Origin of the sequence: Arthrobacter sp. SW1 (assembly GCF_001766675.1) — a bacterium.
GTDB lineage: Bacteria > Actinomycetota > Actinomycetes > Actinomycetales > Micrococcaceae > Arthrobacter.
On sequence record NZ_MJLT01000056.1, the window covers coordinates 102,728 to 126,073 of the forward strand.

The following is a 23,346-nucleotide window of genomic DNA, read 5'->3' on the forward strand; positions in this document are numbered from 1 at the left end:
GGCATTTGCCCGATTTACCTCGCCGCGCTTGGTGGCTAAGCCGTGAACTCGAGTTCTTCCGCCTTCACCCCGAAGCGCAGGGCCTCGCCGCGGGCTGCCCGGTACGCTTCGTCAATGGCGCTCGCAGCCAGGCGTTCCAGTTCCGTGCCGAGGGATCCGGCCAGGTGCGGAGTCAGCAGCACGTTGGGGTTCGTGTAGAAGCCCGAATCCGCCGGGAGCACCCAGGGCGTGGTCACGTCCAGCACCGCGAAAATGTCGCCCTGTTCCAGCCGGCGCAGCAGCGCCTCCTGGTCCACCAGCTCCCCGCGCGAGGTGTTGATGAACGTGGCGCCGGGCCGCAGGCGGGCGACCATTCCGGCGTCGAACATGTTGCGGGTGGCGGGCAGCGACGGCGCGTGGAGGGACACGACGTCGGACGTCGCCACCAGCTCCTCCAGCCCCACAAGCTGCACGCCCAGTGCCGCGGCTTGTTCCGGCGTCACGAAGGGGTCGGCGAGGACCACCTCAAGTTCGTAGGGGGCCAGCAGCCGGATCACATGCCGGCCGATCTTCGACGCGCCGATGATCCCCACGCGCTTGCCGTAGTTGCCCATGTCCGGGAAGAGCCCTTCGGGGTCGACGGCGGCCCGTGCCCCGTGCAGTTCCCGCGCGATCTGCAGCACGCGCTTGTTCGCGAGCAGGATCATGGCCAGGGTGTACTCCGCCACGGGGATGGCGTTGGCATCGGCCGCCGTGCTGACCTGGACCCCCCGCTCCCAGCATTCGGCGCCCACGTGGTGCTTCACCGAACCGCCCGCGTGCAGGATGTAGCGCAGCCGCGGCGCCGCGTCCAGCACCGCGCCGTCGATCATCGGAGAGCCCCAGCCGGTCAGCAGCACGTCCGCCTCCGCCAGCAGGGCGCGGGCCCCAGGCGAGTTGAACTCCGTCAGCGGCTCCGGGCTGAGCAGCCGCAGCGGTTCCGTGATGGTGGCCAGGCGCTGGGGCGGGAAGACTTTCTGCCCGACGTCGGCGGCCATGGCCAGGGCGACGTTCAGCGGGCGGGGGTTGAGCGGGCGGGGGTTCAGCGGGCGGTCAGCCGGTTCAGGGGTGCTCACTTGACGCTCCCCGCGGTGAGGCCGGACTTCCAGAAACGCTGCAGCATGATGAACGCCGCCAGCAACGGAATCACGGAGAGGAAGGACGCGGTGATGACCATGGGGGAGAACTCCGGCTGCGGAATGGAGTAGCCCTGCCAGATGGAGATACCCACGCTGACCGGCAGCAGCTGCTGGTCCTGCAGCATCACCAGGGGCAGCATGAAGTTGTTCCAGATGCCCACGAACTGGAACAGGCCGATGGTGATGAACCCGGGCATCATCATGGGCAGGCCCAGCGAGAAGAAGGAACGGATGGGCCCGGCGCCGTCCACGCGGGCCGCTTCCAGAGTTTCATCCGGAACATACGAAGAACTGTAGACCCGGGCCAGGTACACACCGAAGGGGTTGCACAAAACCGGGATGAGGATGGCCCACACGGTGTTGGTGATGCCGGCTACCGAGGCCAACAGGTACATGGGCAGCACCGTGGCGGTGTTGGGGATCAGCACGCCCAGCAGCACGAACGCGAACCAGGTCTTCTTGCCGCGGAACTGGAATTTGTCGAAGGCGTAGCCGGCCATGACCGAGATGAGCCCGCCGAGCACGGCGCCGAAGGCCGCGTACAGCACGGAGTTGCCCATCCAGCGGAAGAAGATCCCGCCGTCCTGCCCGGCCACCGCGGCGATGTTCTCGAACAGGGCGAAGCGGCCCAGCGAATAGGCGGCAGTGCCGTAGAGATCGGCGGTGTCCTTGGTGGCGGCGAAGAACAACCACAGTACGGGCAGCACCATGTAGGCGCAGCCCAGGATCAGCAGCGCGTTGACGGAGAAGGCGCTCGCGAAGCCTCCCTCGCGGGAGAGGCGGCTGCCGCCGGGGCGCCGGGGGCGCTTGCCGCCGTCGGCGTTCTTTTGATGGACGGCGACGCCGGCACCCGGGCGGGCGGGAGCGTTGACGGTTTTGGTGCTCATGCTTTGTTCATCCTGGAGCTGAGGCGGGTGACGGCCAGGGAAAGCCCGGCGGCCAGGAGGGCGATGATGATCGAGGCAGCGGCGGCCTGGTTGAGGTTGTGCCGGTTGAAGGCGGCGTCATAGGCCCAGAGGTTGGGCACCCAGGTGCTGGTGACCGAGGCCGTGGCCTTGGAGATGATGGCCGGTTCGGTGAAGAGCTGGAGGGTGCCGATCACCGTGAAGAGGATGATGACGCTCAGGGCCGGCAGGATGAGCGGGAATTTGATGCTCAGGGCGGTGCGGATTTCGCTGGCACCGTCCACGCGGGCGGCCTCGAGGATTTCGCGGGGCACGGCCTGCAGCGCGGTGAACAGGATGATCACGTTGTAGCCGGTCCACTCCCACACCGCGATGTTCACGATCGACGGCAGCACCATGTGCACGTCGAGGAAGTTGATCTGGATGCCGCCGCTTTCGAGGGCCTGGACCAGCGGGCTGACGCCCGGGGTGTAGAGGTACGCCCAGATCAGCGCGGCGATGACGCCGGGTACGGCGTGCGGCAGGAAGACGAGCAGCTGGAAGAGTTTGCGGGCCCGCGCCACGGTGGCGTCCAGCAGCAGGGCGAAGACGACGGCGCCGCCCACCATGCAGGGAATGTACAGCAGGCAGTACAGGGCCAGCCGGCCCAGGCCGCCGGTGAACGTTTCGGACTGGAACACCTGGAGGTAGTTCTCCAGGCCGACGAAGGACGTTTTGGCCCCGCCGAAGCCCAGGCCGGATTTTTGCTGGGCGTAGAAGCTCAGCACCAGCGAATAGATCACGGGAGCGATCATGGCCACGGTGAAGACCGTGAAGAACGGGATGAGGAACAGGGCGGCGGTGCGGCCGCCGGTGCCGGACATGGTGCGGGATTTTGTGGCCATGGGATCTCCTGGAGGGTGGCGGCGCCGCGGTGTGTCCGCGGCGCCGCCGTTTTGCTGCTGAAGGACGGCTATTCCTTGACGGACAGGCCGTTCTGCTTGAGGCCGGACAGAGTGGATTCGGCGGAGCTGTCCAAAGCGGTGCTGATCTTCCCGCCGGTGGTCAGGGCGCCGAAGGAGTCCTTGAGGGCGGTGTTGGTGACGTCCCAGTTCGGGCCCCACTGCCAGCCGGGAAGGATGGTGGCGTAGGCCTTGTCGAAGACCGCGTAGATGTCGTTGCCGAAGTAGCTGGCGTCGAAGGCCTTCTGTGCTTCCTTGGTGAGGCCCGGGTAGGCCAGGTAGGCGGAGCCGGTGTTGCCGCGGGCGGCCACGGCTTCGGGGCTGGTGGCCAGGAACTCGATGAACTTGGCCGCGGCGGCAGGGTTCTTGCTGCTCTTGGTGATGTTGAAGCTGGAGCCGCCGTAGAACGCGCCGGCCGGGGTGCCCCAGTTGGGAGCTTCGGCGGCGATCCACTTGCCCTTCTGGCCGTTGGCTTCGGTGCGCTTCTGGATGCCGGTGGCTCCCCAGTTGGCGCCGAGCACGCCGGCCAGGGTGCCGTTGGCCAGGTCCGCGCTCCATTCATCGCTGAAGGCCTGTTCCACCTTGACGATCTTCTGGTCGATCATGCGCTGCCAGAAGGTGGCCACCTTCTTGGTGGCGTCGTCGCGCAGGCCCAGCTTCCAGCTGTCGCCTTCGGTGCTGAACCACTTGGCGCCGGCCTGCCAGGCGAGGGCTGCCGTCAGCGTGGGTTCGTTGGGGTAGAAGCTGGCCAGGTAGGACTTCGGTGCCACGGCCTTGAGCTTCTTGCCGGCGGCTTCGAATTCGTCCCAGGTCTTGGGGACCGCGACGCCGGCCTTGTCCAGCAGGTCCTTGCGGTACCACATGAGCATCGGGGCGGCGTCGTACGGGAGGCCGTAGCTCTTGCCGTCGAACTGCACCAGGCCGCGGATCTGCTCGCTGAGCTTGTCCACGGTGTTGGCCTTGTTGATGAAGCCGTCCAGTTCAACCACCTGGCCGTTGCTGACGAACTGGGGCAGTTGCGCGTATTCGATGGTGGAGACGTCCGGGCCGTTGCCCGCGGTGATGGCCGTGGAGAGCTTGGCGTAGCCGCCGTTGCCGCCGTTGGGGATGGTTTCGAACTTGACCTTGATCTTGTCCTGGCTGGCGTTGAACTTCTCGGCCACCTTGTCCATGCCGGCCATGGAGGACCAGAAGGTGATTTCACCGCTGGCGTCACCGGCGGGTGTGGGCTGCGCGGCGGGTCCGCTGCCGCAGGCGGCCAGCAGCACCGCGCTGCTGAGGAGGCCGGCCGCGCCTGCCAGGAACCGGCGGCGGAGGAGGGGGTGTCGCTTCATTGTGTTCTCCCTTGAAGTCACGAATGCGAAGGAATACGCACCATGAAAGCCACAAAAGTGAACAGCTTCAATGAAGTGAACAGAATTGAACATCCGCGGCGGGCTCGGCAGGTTTAGCTCCTGCTGGACTCCCGTACCACCAGCGCCGGGGACAGGCTGACGCGCCGCAAGGCGCCCGTGCCGCTCCTGCGCCCGCCGATCCTGTTCAGGCACATCTGCAGCGCCTGGTACCCGACGTCGAACTTCGGCGGTGCCACAGCGCTCAGCGGAACGGCCCCCAGGGCGGCGATCTCGTCGTCGTATGCCACGATCGCAAAGTCCTCCGGCACCCGGAGCCGCCGCTCCAGGCAGGCGCTGGTGAACTGCAGCGCGTCTTCGTCGCTGTGGATGATCGCGGCCGTGACGCCGGCCGCGAGGAAGCTGTCCAGGATACGGTCCACCACGCCCGGATGGTCCTCGGGCCCGGTGCGCGGCCGGGTGACGGTGTGCACCAAAGATTCGTCCCGCGGCATGCCCGCGCGCTGCAGCGCCTGGTGGTAACCCGCCGTCACGGGCGGTCCGGTGGGGCTGCCCTCGCGGATGCCCAGCCCCACCTTCCGGTGGCCGAGCTGCAGCAGGTGGTTCACGGCGATCTCCGCCCCGCGCCCGTGGTCGCTGCGCACGGACTCGAGTTCGCCGTCGTCGAGCGCGTCCTCAATGGAACGCTCGACGACGACCACCGGGACGCCCGCGTCCGCCAGCAACGCGAGGGTGTCCGTGCCGGCGAGGGAGACCTCGCTGGGGGTGACCAGGATGCCGTCCACGCCGTTGTCCAGCAGGCGCCGCAGTTGCCGCTGCTCCTCCTGGACCGAGTAGTTCGAGACGCCGAGCACCAGCCTGACGCCCGCTTCCTGCGCCGCCGCTTCGGCGCCGCGGATCACGCCCGGGAAGTAGTACGACGCCGAGGGCACCACCATGCCGATGGTCGCCATGGGCAGGCGGCGGGGGCGCGAGGGGCTGGCCGTGCGCTGCGGCCCGGGGGAGTTTTCCGGTGCGGCCACCGCGCCGCCGTGAACGCGGACCAGCAGCCCCTGGTCCGCGAGGGTGGCGAGGTCCCGGCGGACCGTCATCCCGGAAATACCCGCCTTGGCCGCGAACTCGGCGGCGTTGAGGGAACCGCGCATAGCCAGTTCGCGCAGGATGAGTTCTTTTCGGTCCTCGGGGAGCATGCGTCCGTCCTGTGTTTGCTATTGGGTGTGTTCAGTATTGTTCAACTTGTTCACTATGAACTAGAACCGAGCTAACGTGCGGAGTCAAGATGACTGCACATGAACCCACCGGGCACCACACCGGCCCCTTTGAGCTGCCGGAACCGGACTTCGAAACCAGCCCGATCACCGGCTGGACCCGCGCGCACTGGCTCGCGTTCGCGGACCAGCAGCTCCTGGCCGCGCGCCAGTATTTCAGTCCCGGGAACGCCCTGATCCGCCTGCCCGGCCGGCCGTCCTGGTCCGGGGAACTCTCCGACGGCCTGGAAGGTTTTGCCCGGACCTTCATGCTGGCCGCCTTCCGCGTGGCCGGTGAACAGGGGGCCGATCCGCACGGGCACCTTGGGTTCTACCGGGAGGGGCTGTTGGAGGGGACTCGGCCGGGCAGTGCCGAAGCTTGGCCTGCGGTGGTCACCCGAAGCCAGCCAATCGTGGAAGCGGCCTCCGTGGCGCTGGGCCTGCAGCTCACCAAGCCGTGGCTGTGGGACAGCTTCTCCGAAGCCGAACAACGGCAGGTGGCCGCGTGGCTGCAGGGCTCCAACAGCAGCACGGCCTGGGACAACAACTGGGTGCTCTTCCAAGTGCTGATCGCCGAATTCCTTGCCGGTGTGGGCCTGGAGCACAACGAGGCGCAGATCGAGTACGGGCTTTCCCGGCTGGAGGACTGGTACGCGGGCGGCGGCTGGTACCGCGACGGCGACAACGATGGCACCGGCGACTTCTACGACTACTACTGCGGCTGGGCCTTGCACCTCTACCCGGTGCTGTGGGCGGGGTTCGCGGCGGGGCGGCACCCTTCGGCCCAAGCCTTGGGGGAACGGTACGCCGGACGGCTGGCTGAGTTCCTTCCGGACCATGCGCTGTTCTTTGCGGGTGGTGGTCCGGGTGGCTGTGGTTCGCCCGTGTTCCAGGGGCGCTCGCTCATCTACCGTTATGCCGCCGTCGCGCCCTTGTTCCTGGGGTACCTTGCCGGGGACGCCAGCGCCGCCCAAGGGCGCAGCCCGCTGACTCCCGGCCAGACGCGGCGGATCGCCAGCGGCGCGGCGAAGTTCTTCCTGGAAGGCGGCGCGTACCCGGACGGGCTGCCCGCACTCGGCTGGCTGGAGGCCTTCGGGCCGATGGTGCAGGACTACTCCGGGCCGGCGTCACCGTTCTGGACGTCGAAGGCGTTTGTCGGGCTGTTGCTGCCGGCCACGCACCCCGTCTGGACCGCTGTCGAAGAACCCTCGCCGGTGGAAACCGCAGACCAGCTCCGCCACAGCGCGGCCCCCAACTACCTGCTGCACAGCACGGCATCGGACGGGATCGCGCGTGTCCTCAACCACGGCAGCGACAAGTACTACGCGCCGGGCCCGGACGATCCGCACTACCGCCGGCTCGCCTACTCCAGCCACACCGCGCCGTTGTTCACCGCGGATCCCGTGGACAACCATTTCGCGGTGCTGGACGGATCCGGCACCGCGAGCCGGCGTTCCCGGATCCACCGGCTGGCAGCCTCCCCGTCCACGGCGGCGAGCTGGCACGCGCCGGTGTGGTCCGACGTCGAGGATCCGGCAGACTCGCCGTGGCGGGTGGCAAGCGCGACTACCGCGCACGGCGGCTATGAACTGCGTGTCCACGTGGTGGAGCGCGACGGCGGCACCCCGCCCGGCGCTGTCCGCGACGGCGGCACCCCGCCCGGCGCTGTCCGCGAGGGCGGGTACGCGCTCGCCGGAGATGCGCCTCCGCTTGCCGATGGCGCGGTCCTCAGCGCGGCCGGGCTCCATTCCGCGATCTGGCCCGTGCACGGCTACTCCGGTGCGGACACCTTCAGGGCGGAGGGCGCCTCGCCGCTGGGCCGGCACGCGGCGTGCGGTGTGCTGGCGGGGGAGCTGGCCGGGAGCCGCAGCGTGTTCGCCTCGCTCGTGTACCTGGGCGGCGCGGCCCCGGAGCTGCGGCCCGGCCGCTTCGAACTGCACGACGACGGCACGCGGGTCTCTGCGTCGCTCACCCTGATCGGCCCGGATGGAGAACTGCCGGTTTTGGTGATCGAGCCTGTCGAGATCGCGGTTTCGACGGTTTCGACGGTTTCGACAAGCTCAACCACCGAACCACCTTTGGTGATCGAGCCTGTCGAGATCCCGGTTTCGACGGTTTCGACGGTTTCGACAAGCTCAACCACCGAACCACCGAACCACTTTTGGTGATCGAGCCTGTCGAGATCCCGGTTTCGACGGTTTCGACAAGCTCAACCACCGAACCACCGAACCACCTTTGGTGATCGAGCCTGTCGAGATCCTGGTTTCGACGGTTTCGACGGTTTCGACAAGCTCAACCACCGGCAACCACCGGCAGGAGTGACGATCCTTCCCGGTCACAATCCGCTGCCAGCCACGCCGAGGTGAGCGCGGCTGGCAGCGCGGTTTACTCTCTCGGTGTTACACCCCATCGCACCCTGAAGAGCCACCAATGACGCTTGACTCTGCCTTTTCCCGCGCGGCCCTCTCCGGCTCCGCACCCCGCCGGGAGCGCGGCTTCGCGGGCACGGTGCTCGGGGCGGCCGCGGTGGTGGCCCTGTTCGGTGGGTTCGCGTTGCTGCTCGATGCCCTCGCCGGAATGTCCCCGCGCCTCGGCCCGGTCTCCGAGGGCTGGGCCGCCGCCGTCCCGCACGATGCCCTCGCCGCCGTCCGCTGGTTCTTCGGTGACATGAGCGAGCCGCAATTCTACAAGTCCGAGCTCGCGTCCCTGGCCCTGTTGGCCGGCGCCGCGCTCGCCTGGTGGGCCGGCCGCCGTCGGAAGCGCTGGGCGGGAGCACCGCTCGCGTACGGGACCGGGCTGTGGCCATGGCTCCTTGCCGCGGCCGCCCTCAGCTTGCTGATCTCCAACCTCGCCTTTTCTTGGACGCTCGACGCCGGATGGCAGCCGACGTTCGTACCCTTCGTGTCCGTGGCCCCCGCCGTGGTGCTGGTCTACGGGCCGGGGTGGAAGACGTGCCTGAGCGGTGCCGTGCTGGGTGCGCTGACGACGACGCCGCTCGCCCTGCTGCTGGTCCCTACGGTTGCTGTGCCGCTGGGTTTGCCCTCGGTAGTGGCCTGCGTCCTCGCCATGGCGTTCGCCATGGTCCTGACGTTCGCGATCGCGCGGAAACTGCCGTGGCTGGTCCTCCCGGCTGAGTCGTTCCGCGAGGAACGCGAGGTGGCCGCGGAGGCCGGGCCGCCGTCGTCGGCTTCTGCACGCCGGGCACCCGGCGTCGTCAACGACGCGATCTGGGCGGTCCGCCGGGTCCTCTGCGACTTCAGCGAAGCGCCGTTCTTCGCCAATGAACTCGCGAGCCTCGGCTTGCTGCTGGGCGTCGCCGCGGCGTTCGTCCTCAATCCGGCCCTGCCCGCCTACGGCTCGGGGTTGCTGCCGGAGATCCTGTTCGCGCAGGCGCTGACCTCGGCGATCGGCGTGGTGCTGTGGCGGGGCTGGTACCGCGACGGCGGCTGGGCCGCGACGTACGCCTCCGTGGTCTCGGTGGCGCCCGCCGCCGTCCTGATGAGCAACGGTTCCTGGACGGGGATCATCGGCGGGGCCGTGCTGGGCGCGGTCCTTGCCCCGCCGCTGGCCCGGGCCGCGGCCGCCCGCCTGCCGAAGGACTTCCATCCGTCCATCGGCAACGTGACGGCCATGGCCGTGGCCACTGCGGTCAGCGTGCCGGTTCTAGGACTGCTTCCTGCATAGCGGGCGACGTGGCGCGGGGGATGAGCACCAGGCCGGCAACGGCGAGCACCGCTGCTCCGGCGAAAACGTAGAAGCCCGCCGGGTAGGCGGCACCCGTGGCCACCAAAGTGCCGGTGACGGCCGGGCCCACGATCGCGCCCAAGCGGCCCACGCCGGCGGCGAAGCCGAGCGCAGTCCCGCGGAGGCGGGCCGGGAACAGCTGGCCCACCCAGGCGTAGACCAGCACCTGCGAGCTGAAGACGAAAACGCCGGTGACGAACACGGCCGCGTTCAGCAGGAACTCGTTGGGGATCTTGATGCTGAGGGCACCCAGCAGGACCGCCGACAGCCCGAACCACAGCAGCACCACCTTCCGGGTGCCATGCCGGTCGGCCAGGATTCCGGCCAGTACCAGCCCGGCCACCGCACCGACGTTCAGCACCAGCAGCAGCGTCAGCCCGGTGCTCACGGGGTAGCCGGCGGCCGCCATCAGCTGGGGCAGCCAGGTGTTCAGGCCGTAGACCAGCAGCAGGCCCATGAAGGACGCGATCGCGACGCCGAGCGCCACCAGCGGATACGGCTTGTGGATGAGGTCCCGGAAGCCGGTCCTGTTCGCGCCCGCGGAATGCCCGACGGCGGAGCCCGGCTTGGTGACGACCCCCGGCAGGGACTCGGGTAGCTTCGCCCACAGGAACGGCAGGAGGACCAGTCCGGCCACACCGCCGATGATGAACATGAGCCGCCAGTTTGGAATCACCAGGATCGCCAGGAACGCCGTGGCTACTGCGCCTACGTGGTAGCCGGTCATGGTGCGGGTGGTGGACTTTCCGCCGGAACCGGCCGGGGCGTAGTCGTTCATGTAGGCCAGCGCGGCGGGCAGGCAGGCGCCCAGCCCGACGCCGGCCAGCAGGCGCAGGACCGAGAAGGTGGTCACGTCCGGGGCCACTGCGATGGCGAGCGTGAAGAGGGAAAAGCCGGCAACGCAGGCGATGAGCAGTTTCCGCCGGCCGAACTTGTCCGAGAGCGGGGCGATGAACAGCGCGCCGAGGCCCACGCCCACCAGGGAGATGGTGGCGGCAAAGGTGGCGGCGACGGCGTTGAAGCCAAGGTCGCCGCTCTTGATGAGGGTGGGGATGACGGGGCCGAGCACCACCAGGTCGAATCCGTCCAGGACCATGGCAAGCCAGCACAGCCACACGGGCCACTGGGATCGGCGGGAAGATGGCAACGTTGACATGCTGACCTCGGCGTTGGTTGGGGAGACTGCCGGCCGCTCCGTCGTCGGCCGGTACGAATGTTCTAGCACCGCGGTGTGTGATCCCCGCCACGGCTTACCATTGAATGGAATTCGCGCGGGGTGGATTTCGCGGCGGTGGCGCCTGCCGCCGACGGGCGGGGCCTTCCGTCGGCAATGAAGGAGTGGCAGCGTGGCCAATTCGGTATCCGGGGACTCGGTGGTGGACCGGGTGGTCCGCGTCATTGAAGCGTTCCCCGAGGACGCCGATGCACTGCAGCTCTCCGAACTGGCCGAACGCGCGGGGCTGCCCCTCTCCACGGCGCATCGCCTGGTCCGCCAGCTCGCAGGACATGGGCTGCTGGAGCTTGGCGCCGGTGGACATGTCCGTTTGGGGCTGCGTTTCTGGGAGCTCATCAACCGCAATTCGCCCACCTTGGCCCTGCGCCAGGCGGCCATGCCGTTCATGGAGGACATCCAGCAGGTGCTCAAACAGAACGTGAACCTCGGCGTGCTGGAAGGCTGGGAGGTCCTGTTCGTGGAACGGCTTTCGCGTCCGGGTTCGGTGGTGAACCGTGCGCGGGTCGCCGGGCGCATGCCGGTGCACATTTCCTCGGCCGGCATGGCGCTCATGGCGTACCAGCCGCGCGGGCTCCAGGCGGAGTACCTCGAACAGTTCGAGGATCCGGAAGGAAAGGTGACGGCCGACGTCGTACGCCACCGGCTCGCGGAAGCCGTCCAGCTGGGGTACGCGCAGCTGGCAGGCGTGGTGGATCCGGAGACGTGGGGCATCGCCGTCCCGGTGCTGGACTCGAAGAAGCGCGCGGTGGCGGCGCTCGGCGTCGTGGTCCCGATCGCCGAGGTGCGGCTGCAGGCGCTGGTTCCCGCACTCCAGACGGCGGCGCGAGGGATCGGGCGCCAGCTGGGCGCACATAGCCAATTCCATTCAACGGAATCCATGTAACGCCCGTCACCGGCCAGCGTCCACACTTGTTCCAGGCTCATCACACCGCAACGAAGCGAGGAACACCATGGCACGCACGCCGATCACCACCCAGGTGGCCATCATGGGCGCCGGACCCGCCGGGCTCATGCTTTCCCACCTGCTGGCCGGGCAGGGCATCGATTCCGTGGTGCTGGAAATCCGCAGCCGCCAGGCCATCCAGGAAACGGTCCGTGCCGGCATCCTGGAACATGGCACGGTCAACCTCCTGGTGGACTCCGGCGTCTCGGACCGCGTGCTGCGTGAAGGCGACCGGCATGACGGCATTGAGCTGCGCTTCAACGGCGAAAGCCACCGCATCGATTTCAAGGAACTGGTGGGCGAATCCGTCTGGCTGTACCCGCAGACAGACGTGTTCATGGACTTCGCCGCGCGGCGGGAAGCCGACGGCGGCGACGTTCGCTACAGCGTCACGGACACCAGCGTCCACGACCTCGAAGGCAAACCGAAGGTCTGGTTCACCGACGCCGACGGGCAGGACTTCGAACTCCAGGCCGACTTCCTGGTGGGCGCGGACGGCTCGCGCAGCCACTGCCGCCGCCGGATTCCGGAAGCGGCGCGTACCCAGTACTTCCACGAATACCCGTTCGCCTGGTTCGGCATCCTGGCCGAGGCGCCGCGCAGCTCCGAGGAACTGATCTATGCCAACTCCGAGCACGGTTTCGCGCTGATCAGCCAGCGCACCGAAAACGTCCAGCGCATGTACTTCCAGTGCGACCCCGCCGAGCGCGCCGAGGACTGGGACGACGAACGGATCTGGGCCGAGTTCCGCAAGCGCGTCAACGGCAACGGCTTCGAACTCAAGGAGGGCCCGGTCCTGGAAAAGATGGTCCTGCCGTTCCGCAGCTTCGTGCACGCACCGATGCGCCACGGAAATCTCTTCCTGGCCGGCGACGCCGCGCACACCGTTCCGCCGACCGGCGCCAAGGGCCTCAACCTGGCCATCAACGACGTCAAGCTGCTGTTCGAGGGCCTTGAATACTTCTACGGCTCCGGTTCCACCGCGCTTCTGGACTCCTATAGTGACCGCGCACTGGACCGCGTGTGGAAGGCCCAGCACTTCTCCTACTGGATGACCTCCATGCTGCACACCCCCACCGACGCGGACGACTTCGCCCGCGCCCGCCAACTCGGCGAGCTGCGGTCCGTGGTGTCCTCCGAGCACGGCCGCGCTTATCTGGCCGAGGCATACACCGGCTGGCCGGGGCGGTAGGGCCTCCCTTACGCCCTTAACGCCCGACGGCGGGTGGCCACCTCAGGTGACCACCCGCCGTCGGGCATTCTGCTTTCCTGAGCGGCGGTCAGCTGACCGGCGAGAGCGCGGCGACCAGGCTGAACAGGTCCTTCGGGTCCTCGGGGTTGGCCACGAGGTCGATCTCTTCGAAGAAGGCGGTTCCGGCCACGGCATCGCGGACGTAGCGCAGTGCCGAGAAGTCCTCGATGGCGAAGCCGACCGAATCGAAGATGGTGATCTGCTCCGGCGAAATGCGGCCCGGCTTGGTGTCGTTGAGGACCTCGTGGAATTCGGTGACGGGGAAGTCCGCGGGTAGCTGCTGGATTTCGCCCTCGATCCGGGTCTGCGGGGTGAATTCGACGAACACTTCGCCGCGGCGCAGGATGTCAGCGTCCAGTTCGGTCTTGCCGGGGCAGTCGCCGCCGATCGCATTCAAGTGCACGCCTTCGCCAATCAGCTCGGCGGTGAGGATGGTGGCCTGGGCCTTGTCCGCCGTGCAGGTGGTGATGATGTCGGCACCCTGGACGGCGTCCGCCGCGGAGGCGGCCACCGTGACGTTGAAGTCGAGCGGTTCGACGTTCTTGAGGAACTTCGCGACGGCGGCGGGATCGGTGTCCCAGACGCGCAGTTCCGTGATGCCCAGTGCACCGCGGAAGGCCAGGGCCTGGAATTCGGACTGGCTGCCGGCGCCGATCATCGCCATCACCTTGGATTCCGGGCGGGCCAGGCGGCGGGCCACCATGGCCGAGGTGGCGGCGGTGCGGAGTGCGGTGAGGACCGTCATTTCGGCCAGGAAGGTGGGGTAGCCGTTGTGGACATCGGCCAACACGCCGAAGGCCGTGACGGTCTGGAAGCCGCGGGCCGGGTTGGACGGGTGGCCGTTGACGTACTTGAAGCCATAGCTTTCGTGGTCACTCGTGGGCATCAGTTCGATGACGCCGAAGGGCGTGTGGCTGGCCACTCGTGCGCACTTGTCGAACTGTTCCCAGCGGCGGAAATCGTCCTCGATGTATTCGATCATCCCGGCGATGACCTCCGCGGGGCCCTGTTCGGCCACCCAGCGGACCATGTTCCGGACATCGACAAAACGCGCCACGGCGTCCTCGTTTCTCTAGGCATCACTTTTGCTTCGAGAAACAGTACGGAGGGGCGGTTTGCAAGCTCAAGGGCAGAATTGCCGACTTTCTGCCTTGCTCCTGAGCGAAATGCTGAGGCTGGATATACATTGTGTTCATGGCGGAACTCGATGACCTGGACCGGCGGCTGATTTCGGCGCTGCGCGAGGACGGCCGCGCGCCCGTGGCGGTGCTGGCCAGGAAGCTCGGCGTGGCCCGGGCTACCGTGAACAGCCGGCTCGAACGGCTGGTGTCCTCCGGCGCGGTAGTCGGTTTCTCGGTCCGCGTGCGCGATGAACTGGATCCCCTGACCATCCGCGCGGTGTCCCTGATCGCCGTCGAGGGCCGCTCCACGGACAAGGTCATCCGGCAGCTCCGCGGCTTCCCTGAGATCAGCGCGCTGCACACCACCAACGGCGGCTGGGACCTCGTGGCCGAGCTCCAGGTGGAAAACCTGCCCGCTTTCGACGCCGTGCTGGGCCGCATCCGCTCGATCGACGGCGTGGTGAACAGCGAAACGAGCCTGCTGCTGAGTTCGGTGCTGCGGTAGTTCTTGCGGCAGGGGTGTTGGGCCGCGACGCTCCGTGCTAGGACTGGGGGAGGAGCGTATTTCCGGGAGAACCCATGGCTGAAGAACAACCCGTCCTCGTCGTTGGAGCAACTGGATACCTTGGCGGCCAGGTGGTGGATACCTTGCTGGGCCGCGGCAAACGCGTGCGTGCGCTGGTCCGCCCCGCCTCGGACGCTCGGAAGCTGGAAAGCAAAGGCGTGGAGATCGCCCGCGGGGACATGCTCGACGTCGGCTCCCTCCTCAAGGCGATGACCGGCGTCGCGGCCGTCATCTCGACGGCGGCAGGCTACACGCGGAACGACAGGAATGCCGAGGCGATCGACACCTTCGGCAACGCCAACCTCGCCACCGCCGCCAAGCTGGCCGGTGTCCCGCGCTTCGTGCTCATCAGCATCCTCACGTGCGACCAGGCGCCGCAGGTTCCGCATTTTTGGCACAAGAAGCTGGCCGAGGACAAGTTCGAGGAACTCGGCGTCCCCTTCATCGCGCTCCGGCCGGGGGCGTTCTTCGACATGGTGGCCAAGGCGGGCGGAGACCCCTTCGAGAAGGGCCGGCTGATCTGGCTTGGCTCCAAGTCCACGCCCCTAAGTTTCGTCCTGAGCAGCGACCTCGCCGGGTACCTGGCCGACGCCGTGGAGGCGGACATTGCCGTGGGGGAGCGCGTGGACATCGGATGGAACCGGCCGCTGAGCATCCAGGAAGCGGCTGAGCTGGTGGCGTCCCGGAGCGGCAAGGACGTCAAGGTCCTTTCGATGCCGACGCCGGCCCTGCGCCTTGCCGGGAAAGTCACCGGAAAGTTCGCGCCCCTGGTGGCCGACATGGCGGCGATGTCCGCCTGGTTCGAGACCGGCCGGTACGTCGCGGACACGGGCCGGCAGGCCCAACTGTTCGGCGCCGTACCGGCACCGGAGGACGCCATTGCGCGCCTGGCGGTGAGCCTGGGGCACTAGTGCCGCTTGTTTTTGATCCTTAAACCTCGGCGCCGGCCAGGAGCCGCTCGCCGTTGAAGTATTCGAGGTCCCAGCCGTCCACGGGGTGGTGGTGGACCAGGTTGAGGGCGGCGTTTTCGACGCTCGGCAGGGTCTGGCCGGTCGCCTGGTTGAGGGTCAGCCGGATCAGGGTGCCGTGCGCGACCACCAGGACGCGCTTCCCGCTGAACTCCTCCGCGAGGCTCTCCAGGGCAGCCAGTCCGCGGGCCGCCGTCGACTCTTCGCTTTCGGCGCCTTCGAAGCCGCCCGGGATGCGCAAGGCATCCAGTTCGGGGCCGGCCTGCAGGCCTTCGGCCTTGCCGTAACCGCGTTCCATGAGGCCAGGCAGCCGGCGTGCCACGTCCAGGCCCAGCCCGGCGGCGATGATGTCCGCGGTTTCCGCGGCGCGGCTGAGCGGCGAGGAAACCACCACGTCCCAGTCCTGGCCCGAGAGCACGGCGACGGCGTCGCGCGCCTGTCCGCGTCCGACGTCGTTCAGCGGAATATCGGTGGCTCCCTGGAGGCGGCGTTCCGCATTCCAGTCGGTCTGGCCATGGCGGACGAGGGCGAACGTCGTAAGGGTCATGCCTTCCATTGTGCCAAGGCTGCCGCGCGGGCCCGGCGAGTGTGACGTTCCCTCCCGTGTTCAAACGGGAGGGAACGTCCCGCAACGCTACGCCGGAAGCCGGTGTCCCCGGACCTTTTCGGCAGAGAGGATCGGCGCAAAGAACGCGGCGAGTTCCGTCGTCGCGGTCAACGGCAGCACATTGGCGACGTACTGGTCCGGCCGGACCACCACCACAACGCCGCCGCGGTCCAGGCCGCGCAGCTCGAAGATGTCCGCTTCGGGGTCGGTGGCGTAGACCTTCTCGTAGTCGGTGAGCTTGAACGGGCCCACGCTCGGCTTGAACACCGCCGGCACCTTGCCGATGTCCACGCCGGTGTGCGGCTGCTGGTAGATCACCTTGAGGTCGAACCACGCGTCCGGATCAGCGTCCGACGGCGTCGCGGCCAGCGGCGAGTCCGGGGCCGTCGCGATCCACTCGGCGAAGTCCGCTACCGGGCCGGGTGCCCCGGCCTCGGCGGCGTCGGCGAAGACGTAGATGCGCCAGCGGCCGTCCGCCTTGGCGTGATGGCCGAGGTGCATCGGGTTGGTGTCGCAGACGCGGGCCACGGGAGCGGACTTGAAACGCTTGCCGATGGTGAAGCCCGTGGCGAGGTCCTGGTGCGTGGCCTCGCCGACGATCAGCGACGGCGTGTACTGAGTCATGAAGCCGGCAGGGAATTCCGCGGTGCGGACGTAGAACTCCTCGAGCTCCGAGGGGTCCTCGAACTCCTCCGGCTTCTTGGCCATCATGGACGACCATTCCTTGTCGAAGTCGATGAGGTTCTTCGCCACCACCTGGCGCTCCGCGGAGTAGGTGGAGAGCAGGCTTTCCGGGCTGCGGCCTTCGAGCACGTGGCCCAGTTTCCAGCCAATGTTGAAGCCGTCCTGCATGGAGACGTTCATGCCCTGGCCGGCCTTGGCACTGTGCGTGTGGCAGGCGTCGCCGGTGATGAAGACGCGCGGGGTGCGGGTGCCGAGCTGCTCCGGGAGGACGTCGTCGAAGCGGTCGGTCAGGCGGTGGCCCACCTCGTACACGCTGTGCCACGCGACGTTGCGCACGTCCAGGGTGTACGGGTGCAGGATCTCATTGGCCTTGGCGATGATCTGCTCGATGCTGGTCTGGCGGACCGCGTGGTCTTCGCCGGCTTCGCCCAGGTCAACGTACATGCGGAACAGGTGGCCGCCTTCGCGGGGGATCAGCAGGATGCTGCCGCTTTCGGCCTGGATGGCGCACTTGGTGCGGATGTCCGGGAAGTCGGTGACGGCCAAGGTGTCCATGACGCCCCAGGCGTGGTTAGCCTGGTCGCCGGCCATGGTGCAGCCGATCGATTCGCGGACCTTGCTGCGTGCGCCGTCGGCACCCACCACGTACTTGGCGCGGACCACCCGGTCCTGCCCCTCGAGGGGACCCGAAGTGTGGGTGAGGGTGACGCGCACGGGGTAGTCGCCGTCGTCGGCTACTTCAAGGCTGCGGAACTCATAGCCGTAGTCGGGCTTCATCCGGGCGGGCGAGTTGGCCATGAATTCGGCGAAGTAGTCCAGCACGCGGGCCTGGTTCACGATCAGGTGCGGGAATTCGCTGATGCCCGCGGGATCGTCCACGGCGCGGGCGGCGCGGTGGATCTTCGACGGATCCGCGGGGTCCGGCTTCCAGAAAGCCATTTCGGTGATGCGGTAGGCCTCGGCGGTGATGCGCTCTGCGAAGCCGAAGGCCTGGAAGGTTTCGACGCTCCGGGCCTGGATGCCGTCCGCCTGGCCGATCGCGAGGCGGCCGGGGCGGCGTTCGATGATGCGGGTGGTGACATCGGGGAACTGAGAGAGCTGGGCCGCTGTGAGCATGCCGGCGGGGCCGGTGCCCACGATGAGCACGTCCACTTCGTCCGGGAGTTCTTCGGGCCGGTTAAGTCCGACGCCGGCGGCCGGCTCGACGCGCGGGTCGCCTGATACGTAGCCGTGGTGGTGGAACTGCACGGGAGGTCCTCACTTCTTTGTGGGTTGTTCAAATATAGAACACACAGTTCTTTATTTGAACTCAAGTCTTGCTCACGACTGTACCGCGGTGTGACCTGGCTGACAAGGTGCGGGGTGTTGGTGGGGCCTGGGCTGCCGCCTGGCGGCGCGGACGGCCGTTCCGTCGGTACGCTGTGCCCATGGAACATGGGGGAGTATCCAGGAATCGGCGTGCCGTTGCTGCGGCGTGCGTGGGCGTAGTGGTTATCGCGGCCTACGCGGTGGTCGGAGCGATGCAGATCCTTGTGTGGAATCCGCTCGCAGCTGTGCCAGGCAAGAGCCTGGACCAGATCAGGAACGAAATGGCGGCGGCCGGAGGATCCTTGGGTGAACCGGTTGTGGGCGGCTTTGTGGCGATCGGCATCGCGCTGGCGCTGGCCCTGTTGGCAGGCGCCGCGTTGGGGCGGGTCAGGCCTGGACCGGTGATCGTCTTGGGCCTGGTGTTGCTGGTTCTCGGGGCGCCGGCGTACTGGATCGCCTCATTCGGCGCGGGCATGAGCATTGCGGACACCTTCGCCACCCACGGCGGTGATCACGCCCCGTGGGGCTGGATGCTTCAGTGGATCAGCCTCGGGGCGCTGGTCGGCTTGGCGGTATTTGCCGTCACTCTGGGGTTGCGGCGTCGCCGCCCGCGGGCAGCCTGAGGGCTGAACTAAGGGACCCGCTTTCGTGTTCCCGCGGGTAACCGCCCCGCAATGAGCGCGAAACGATTCCCCGATATGTTTTCTGGCGCCGGGCCAAGGTGAGCGGAAGTCCGGCTCGTCGGTGTCGCCGTTTCCCCGGCGTGCACCGCATGGCGGGCCGGAAGAAAGCAGTGTTTCCCATGTCCAGCCGCTTGTTGGCCTACGTCCGTGAGGGGTACCACCGTTGCCGGGCGTCGGCGGGCGAGGCGCTCAAAATGGCGGTTTGCGCTGTGACAGCCTACGTGTTTGCCGAACGCGTCCTGGGACACGCGAATCCGGTGTTTGCCGCGATTGCTGCCCTTCTGACCCTTCAATTTTCCTCGGACTGGCGCACGCGCCGCGCCCTGGATGTTGCCGTGGGCTGCGCGCTTGGCGTGGCGGCCGGTGTCTTCTTCACCGGCGTGTTCGGCTCGGGTCCGGCCCAGGCGGTCCTGATCGTTTTTGTCGCCGTGCTGATAGCCAGGTTCCTGAACAAGAGCGCGGTGTTCGCCACCCAGATGGCCATCCAGGCTGCCCTTGTCGCCATGATTCCTTCATCGCCAGGTTCCTTCTTGCCGACCGTCACCGATGCGCTGGTGGGCGGGGCTGCTGCATGGGTCATGACGATCGTCGCTCCGCAACGAGGCCTGCGAAGGCAGCGGAAGGCCACGCGGAAACTCGCATACGAAATTTCCGCCGTCCTCTACGGCGCTTCCCGGGCGCTCGACCTGAATGACTCATCCCTGGCGTGGCACGCTTTGATCCGCGCGCGCCACGGCGAGGCCGTTGTCGCGGAGGCCAATGAGGCCTTGGGCCGGGCCTTGGAAACCGCCACGATCTCCCCGCTGTACTGGCGGCACCGGGAAAGCCTCCGGGCGTCCCAGGCGGCGGTGGAGAAGCTGGATCTGGCGCTTCGGAACAGCCGGGTCTTCAGCCGGCGCCTCATTCATGCCATCAATGCGGTGGCGCTGTCGGATCGTGGAACGCTCCGCCTCTCTGCCTTCCTGAAACGTGCGGCGCGGGCAGTGACCGTCCTGGCGGACGGGCTGTGGGAACGGGACCGGCAGTTGCGCGAGGAAAAGGTTTCGCAGGCGCTGGATCGCTTGGTGGACCTTGGCGTCGAACTTGACCCCGCCCGCTTTGGGGCAGAAACGCTGGACGCCCAGGCACTGGTCATGACCTTCCGGCCCCTCATGATCGACCTGATGCAGGCCGCGGGAGCGAGCCACGCAGAGGCTCTCTCGTCGCTGCCCAGCCTGGGTGGGCTTCAGGGCGATTCCTCGCCGGAGGCCGTTTCTGCCCCTGCGGTGGAGAGTTAGTTGCTTGGGCTTATCGTTATGCCTCCTCCGCCAGTTTCCGTACGACGCCGGCCAGGAGCTTTGCGCGGAATTCCGGCGTGCGGGCCTTGAGCAGCGGGAGGATGAGGCTGTAGCGAGCGGTGCGGCCAAGCTTTTCGAAGACGACGGCGGCGGCCGGGTTCGCGGCAATTGCCGAAGCAACGTCGTCGGGAACTTCCGCCGTGCGCTGGGATTCGTAGGCCGCGTCCCAGCGGCCGTCTGCCTTGGCCGCCTCGATTTCCGCGAAGCCCGGCGGCTGCATCCGGCCGGCCGCAATGAGGGCTTCGGCCTTGCCGACATTGACCTTGGACCAGGAACTGCGTTTTCCGCGCCTCGAGTACCGCTGCAGGAAAGAGTCCTGGTCAAAGCCTTTTCGCTGGCCGTCAATCCAGCCGAAGCACAGCGCGGCGTCCAAGGCCTCCCCGATTGAGAGGAGCGGTGTGCCCGCCTTCTTCTTGCCGATCAGCAGCCAGGCCCCGGCTTCCGTGGAGTGGTGTGCCGCGAGCCAGTCCGTCCACTCGGCGCCGTTCCGGAAGGCGAGGGGTTCGCCGGAGATGACCATGTCAGGATTGCCTGCCCGCAAGGATGTCCAGGTAGTGCGGATTGCTCATGATGCCCAGCACATTGCCGAACGGGTCCACCACGGAGGCGGTGACGAATCCTGAGTCGCCACGCGGAGTGATGGGTTGGTGCTCCGTGGCGCCCAGAGTCAGGAGCCGTTCCACCGTTGCGGCGAGGTCGTCCACGTGCCAGTACATGATGGCTCCGCCGGGCCCGGCTTCCTGTTCGGCAGGTGGCCTGAAGCGGCTGTCGATAATTCCGAGTTCGTGCTGGTAGTCGCCCACCCGGAATTCCACGTAGGCAAGGGCTCCGTCCGGTCCCGGGCGCGTGAAGTAAGGCGCGAACCCCAGGAAGTCCTGGTACCAGGCCGCGGCGGCTCCGACGTCGTCGGCCCAAAAACTGATCGTGCTGAATCCCCTGAGGCTCACTCGGCTTCCTTTCCTGGTGTCCCGCCGGCCGGGCACCACGATTCCGTTGAAGCGAAGCGGGGTCAATGGCGAGGCAGGCTATATGTGGAAAATTCCTCCGAAAAAGGAGGTTGACGCAGCTCACACTCCGCGGCATAGTTTTCGTATACGATTTCGTACCTGATGGATGCTCGATGGCGAGGAGATGCTGTGCCGATGGAAGTTGTGCCGATGGAATCCGGGCTGCTTGCGCGGACGCGTAAGGTGATCGCCGTCCACATCAACTATCCGAGCCGTGCCGCGCAGCGTGGCCGCACCCCGGAGCAGCCGTCGTACTTCCTGAAGCCGGCGTCGTCCCTCGCGCTGGGTTCTGCGGACAATCCCGGCACAGTGGAGCGTCCGGCAGGCTGCGAACTCCTTGGCTATGAGGGCGAAATCGCGCTCATCATCGGCCGCAATGCGCGCCGTGTCAGCCTCGAAGACGCCTGGGGGTACGTCGAATGGGTCACCGCCAGCAACGATCTCGGCGTGTACGACCTCCGCTACGCGGACAAGGGCTCCAACCTCCGGTCGAAGGGCGGGGACGGCTTCACCCCGGTGGGTCCGGCACTCATCCCGGCCGCCGCCGTCGACCCCGCCGCGCTCCGCATCCGCACCTGGCACAACGGCGAGCTCGTCCAGGACGACACCACCGAAGACCTCCTCTTCCCCTTCGCGCGCCTCGTCGCGGACCTTTCGCAGCTGCTGACCCTCGAAGCCGGGGACATCATCCTCACGGGCACCCCGGCCGGTGCGTCCGTCGCGCTGCCCGGCGACGTCGTCGAGGTCGAAGTCAGCGGCAACGGCCTCAGCAGCGGACGCCTCGCCACCGGCGTCGTGGAAGGTACGACGCCGTTCGCCGCCTTCGGTGCGCAGCCCAAGTCGGATGACACCCAGCGGGAGGAAGCCTACGGTTCGCGCGAAGCGGCGGGGCTGGCGCCGGCCGCCAAACCGGGCCTCGATCCGGATCTGAAGAAGAAGCTTGAATCCGTAGCCACGGCAACCCTCTCCAGCCAGATGCGCAAGCGCGGGCTGAACAACGTCAGCATCGACGGCCTGCAGTCCACGCGCCCGGACCGCCGCGTCGTGGGCCTGGCCCGCACGCTGCGCTACGTTCCCAACCGCGAGGACCTGTTCAAGACCCACGGCGGCGGCTTCAACGCCCAGAAGCGCGCGGTGGAATCCGTGAACGAAGGCGAAATCCTGGTCATGGAGGCCCGCGGCGAAAAGGGCACCGGAACAGTCGGGGACATCCTCGCCCTGCGCGCCCAGGTGCGCGGCGCAGCGGCCATCATCACCGACGGCGGCGTGCGGGACTATTCTGCCGTGGCCGGCCTCGAGATTCCCACCTACTTCGCCAGCCGGCACCCCGCCGTGCTCGGCCGGCGCCACGTTCCCTGGGACACGGACGTCACCATCGCCTGCGGCGGCACCACCGTGCAGCCGGGCGACATCATCGTGGCCGACTCGGACGGAATCCTGGTGATTCCGCCGGCCATCGCCGCTGAACTCGTGGACGAATGCATCGCCCAGGAACGCGAAGAAGAGTACATCTTCGCGATGGTTGAACAGGGCCACAGCGTGGACGGGCTCTTCCCGATGAACGCCGAATGGCGCGCCAAGTACGAGGAATGGCGGAGGGATAATGACTGACTTTTCCTGGAGCTCCGGCGACGTCACCGTAGCCACGGGCAGCAAGTCCGAGCAGGCCTATGCCGCGGTGAAAGCCAAGATTGTGGACGGCGCGTATTCGCCCGGCTACCGCCTGGTACTGGCCAAGATCGCCGAGGACCTCGGTTTCAGCGTGGTCCCCGTCCGCGAAGCCATCCGCCGCCTCGAAGCCGAAGGCCTGGTGACGTTCGAGCGCAACGTCGGCGCCACCGTGGCCGGGATCGACCCCACCGAGTACCTGTACACGATGCAGACCCTGAGCATCATCGAGGGCGCGGCCACCGCGTTGTCCGCACCGCTCATCGGTCCGGTGGACATCACCAGGGCGCGCGCCGTGAACGCCGAGATGCGCGACTGCCTGGAACATTTCGACCCCGTCCGCTTCACCAGGCTCAACCAGGACTTCCACAGCGTCCTGTTCGAGCATTGCCCCAACCCGCACATCCTGGACCTCGTCCACCGCGGCTGGAACCGGCTCGCCTCGCTGCGGTCCTCCACCTTCCGCTTCGTCCCCGGCCGCGCCAGGGACTCGGTGGAAGAGCACGAAAACCTGCTCCAGCTCATCGAAACCGGAGCCGACGCGGACACGATCGAGAAGGCGGCCCGCCGCCACCGCGCCGCCACGCTGGACGCCTACCTCACCCAGACCACCCACCAGTAAG

The 23,346-nt window shown here is 67.6% G+C and carries 21 protein-coding genes; 10 read left to right on the forward strand and 11 right to left on the reverse strand.

Annotated elements, in window-relative coordinates; translation table 11 throughout:
* Positions 1–35: 35 nt before the first annotated feature.
* The 5 genes from BIU82_RS16515 to BIU82_RS16535 form a co-directional block, all read right to left on the reverse strand.
* Positions 36–1,094: a hydroxyacid dehydrogenase gene (locus tag BIU82_RS16515; protein ID WP_253182819.1), complete on the reverse strand. Its 1,059-nt coding sequence runs from the start codon at positions 1,092–1,094 to the stop codon at positions 36–38.
* Positions 1,091–2,044, reverse strand: coding sequence for a carbohydrate ABC transporter permease (locus BIU82_RS16520; RefSeq protein ID WP_070350545.1), 954 nt, complete (start codon positions 2,042–2,044; stop codon positions 1,091–1,093). The genes BIU82_RS16515 and BIU82_RS16520 overlap by 4 nt, the downstream gene beginning before the upstream one ends.
* Positions 2,041–2,946 (reverse strand): sugar ABC transporter permease, encoded by a 906-nt coding sequence (locus BIU82_RS16525; protein WP_070350546.1) that lies wholly within the window; start codon positions 2,944–2,946, stop codon positions 2,041–2,043. The genes BIU82_RS16520 and BIU82_RS16525 overlap by 4 nt, the downstream gene beginning before the upstream one ends.
* Before the next feature lie 68 nt (positions 2,947–3,014).
* A complete protein-coding gene (locus BIU82_RS16530; RefSeq protein ID WP_070350547.1) occupies positions 3,015–4,337 on the reverse strand; it encodes a sugar ABC transporter substrate-binding protein in 1,323 nt (440 codons plus the stop codon).
* Positions 4,338–4,450: 113 nt separating this feature from the next.
* Positions 4,451–5,545, reverse strand: a complete 1,095-nt coding sequence (locus BIU82_RS16535; protein ID WP_070350548.1) for a substrate-binding domain-containing protein — start codon at positions 5,543–5,545, stop codon at positions 4,451–4,453.
* 89 nt (positions 5,546–5,634) lie between these two features.
* Here BIU82_RS16535 and BIU82_RS16540 point away from each other — a divergent pair, with 89 nt between their 5' ends.
* Complete coding sequence (locus tag BIU82_RS16540; RefSeq protein ID WP_070350549.1) at positions 5,635–7,770, forward strand: DUF2264 domain-containing protein; 2,136 nt, start codon at positions 5,635–5,637, stop codon at positions 7,768–7,770.
* Between the two features lie 262 nt (positions 7,771–8,032).
* Positions 8,033–9,286: a hypothetical protein gene (locus tag BIU82_RS16545; protein WP_216099037.1), complete on the forward strand. Its 1,254-nt coding sequence runs from the start codon at positions 8,033–8,035 to the stop codon at positions 9,284–9,286.
* Here the strand turns inward: BIU82_RS16545 and BIU82_RS16550 are convergent.
* Positions 9,252–10,502 (reverse strand): aromatic acid/H+ symport family MFS transporter, encoded by a 1,251-nt coding sequence (locus BIU82_RS16550; RefSeq protein ID WP_070350550.1) that lies wholly within the window; start codon positions 10,500–10,502, stop codon positions 9,252–9,254. The two genes, BIU82_RS16545 and BIU82_RS16550, sit on opposite strands and share 35 nt — an antisense overlap.
* A 190-nt stretch (positions 10,503–10,692) precedes the next feature.
* On the opposite strand from BIU82_RS16550, the gene BIU82_RS16555 reads away from it, so the two are divergent.
* Positions 10,693–11,463, forward strand: a complete 771-nt coding sequence (locus tag BIU82_RS16555; RefSeq protein ID WP_070350551.1) for an IclR family transcriptional regulator — start codon at positions 10,693–10,695, stop codon at positions 11,461–11,463.
* Between the two features lie 67 nt (positions 11,464–11,530).
* On the forward strand, positions 11,531–12,715 hold the full coding sequence (locus tag BIU82_RS16560) for a 4-hydroxybenzoate 3-monooxygenase (protein ID WP_070350552.1): 1,185 nt from the start codon (positions 11,531–11,533) through the stop codon (positions 12,713–12,715).
* An 88-nt stretch (positions 12,716–12,803) separates the two neighbouring features.
* Here BIU82_RS16560 and BIU82_RS16565 read toward each other — a convergent pair whose 3' ends face one another.
* On the reverse strand, positions 12,804–13,832 hold the full coding sequence (locus BIU82_RS16565; RefSeq protein WP_074466461.1) for an ornithine cyclodeaminase: 1,029 nt from the start codon (positions 13,830–13,832) through the stop codon (positions 12,804–12,806).
* Positions 13,833–13,969: 137 nt separating this feature from the next.
* Here BIU82_RS16565 and BIU82_RS16570 point away from each other — a divergent pair, with 137 nt between their 5' ends.
* Positions 13,970–14,401 carry an Lrp/AsnC family transcriptional regulator gene (locus BIU82_RS16570; protein ID WP_070350634.1) on the forward strand — a complete coding sequence of 144 codons (432 nt, stop codon included), beginning with the start codon at positions 13,970–13,972 and terminating at the stop codon, positions 14,399–14,401.
* 74 nt (positions 14,402–14,475) lie between these two features.
* Positions 14,476–15,372, forward strand: a complete 897-nt coding sequence (locus tag BIU82_RS16575; RefSeq protein ID WP_070350554.1) for an SDR family oxidoreductase — start codon at positions 14,476–14,478, stop codon at positions 15,370–15,372.
* 19 nt (positions 15,373–15,391) lie between these two features.
* On the opposite strand, the gene BIU82_RS16580 is transcribed toward BIU82_RS16575, so the two are convergent.
* Together BIU82_RS16580 and BIU82_RS16585 are read right to left on the reverse strand one after the other, a co-directional pair.
* The gene (locus BIU82_RS16580) at positions 15,392–15,985 is read right to left on the reverse strand and encodes a histidine phosphatase family protein (RefSeq protein WP_070350555.1); all 594 of its coding nucleotides are present in this window, start codon (positions 15,983–15,985) and stop codon (positions 15,392–15,394) included.
* 78 nt (positions 15,986–16,063) lie between these two features.
* Positions 16,064–17,968, reverse strand: coding sequence for an FAD-binding monooxygenase (locus BIU82_RS16585; RefSeq protein ID WP_070350556.1), 1,905 nt, complete (start codon positions 17,966–17,968; stop codon positions 16,064–16,066).
* A gap of 179 nt (positions 17,969–18,147) precedes the next feature.
* On the opposite strand from BIU82_RS16585, the gene BIU82_RS16590 reads away from it, so the two are divergent.
* Together BIU82_RS16590 and BIU82_RS16595 are read left to right on the forward strand one after the other, a co-directional pair.
* Positions 18,148–18,651 carry a hypothetical protein gene (locus tag BIU82_RS16590; protein ID WP_070350557.1) on the forward strand — a complete coding sequence of 168 codons (504 nt, stop codon included), beginning with the start codon at positions 18,148–18,150 and terminating at the stop codon, positions 18,649–18,651.
* Positions 18,652–18,905: 254 nt separating this feature from the next.
* The gene (locus BIU82_RS16595) at positions 18,906–19,988 is read left to right on the forward strand and encodes an FUSC family protein (protein WP_290439154.1); all 1,083 of its coding nucleotides are present in this window, start codon (positions 18,906–18,908) and stop codon (positions 19,986–19,988) included.
* 16 nt (positions 19,989–20,004) lie between these two features.
* Here the strand turns inward: BIU82_RS16595 and BIU82_RS16600 are convergent, their stop codons facing one another.
* Positions 20,005–20,568: a YdeI/OmpD-associated family protein gene (locus tag BIU82_RS16600; RefSeq protein ID WP_070350558.1), complete on the reverse strand. Its 564-nt coding sequence runs from the start codon at positions 20,566–20,568 to the stop codon at positions 20,005–20,007.
* A 1-nt stretch (position 20,569) separates the two neighbouring features.
* Positions 20,570–20,995 carry a VOC family protein gene (locus tag BIU82_RS16605; protein ID WP_070350559.1) on the reverse strand — a complete coding sequence of 142 codons (426 nt, stop codon included), beginning with the start codon at positions 20,993–20,995 and terminating at the stop codon, positions 20,570–20,572.
* 195 nt (positions 20,996–21,190) lie between these two features.
* On the opposite strand from BIU82_RS16605, the gene BIU82_RS16610 reads away from it, so the two are divergent.
* Both BIU82_RS16610 and BIU82_RS16615 read left to right on the forward strand, forming a co-directional pair.
* A complete protein-coding gene (locus BIU82_RS16610; RefSeq protein ID WP_070350560.1) occupies positions 21,191–22,666 on the forward strand; it encodes a fumarylacetoacetate hydrolase family protein in 1,476 nt (491 codons plus the stop codon).
* A complete protein-coding gene (locus tag BIU82_RS16615; RefSeq protein ID WP_070350561.1) occupies positions 22,659–23,345 on the forward strand; it encodes a GntR family transcriptional regulator in 687 nt (228 codons plus the stop codon). Before BIU82_RS16610 ends, BIU82_RS16615 begins: the two co-directional genes overlap by 8 nt.
* Position 23,346: the final 1 nt, after the last annotated feature.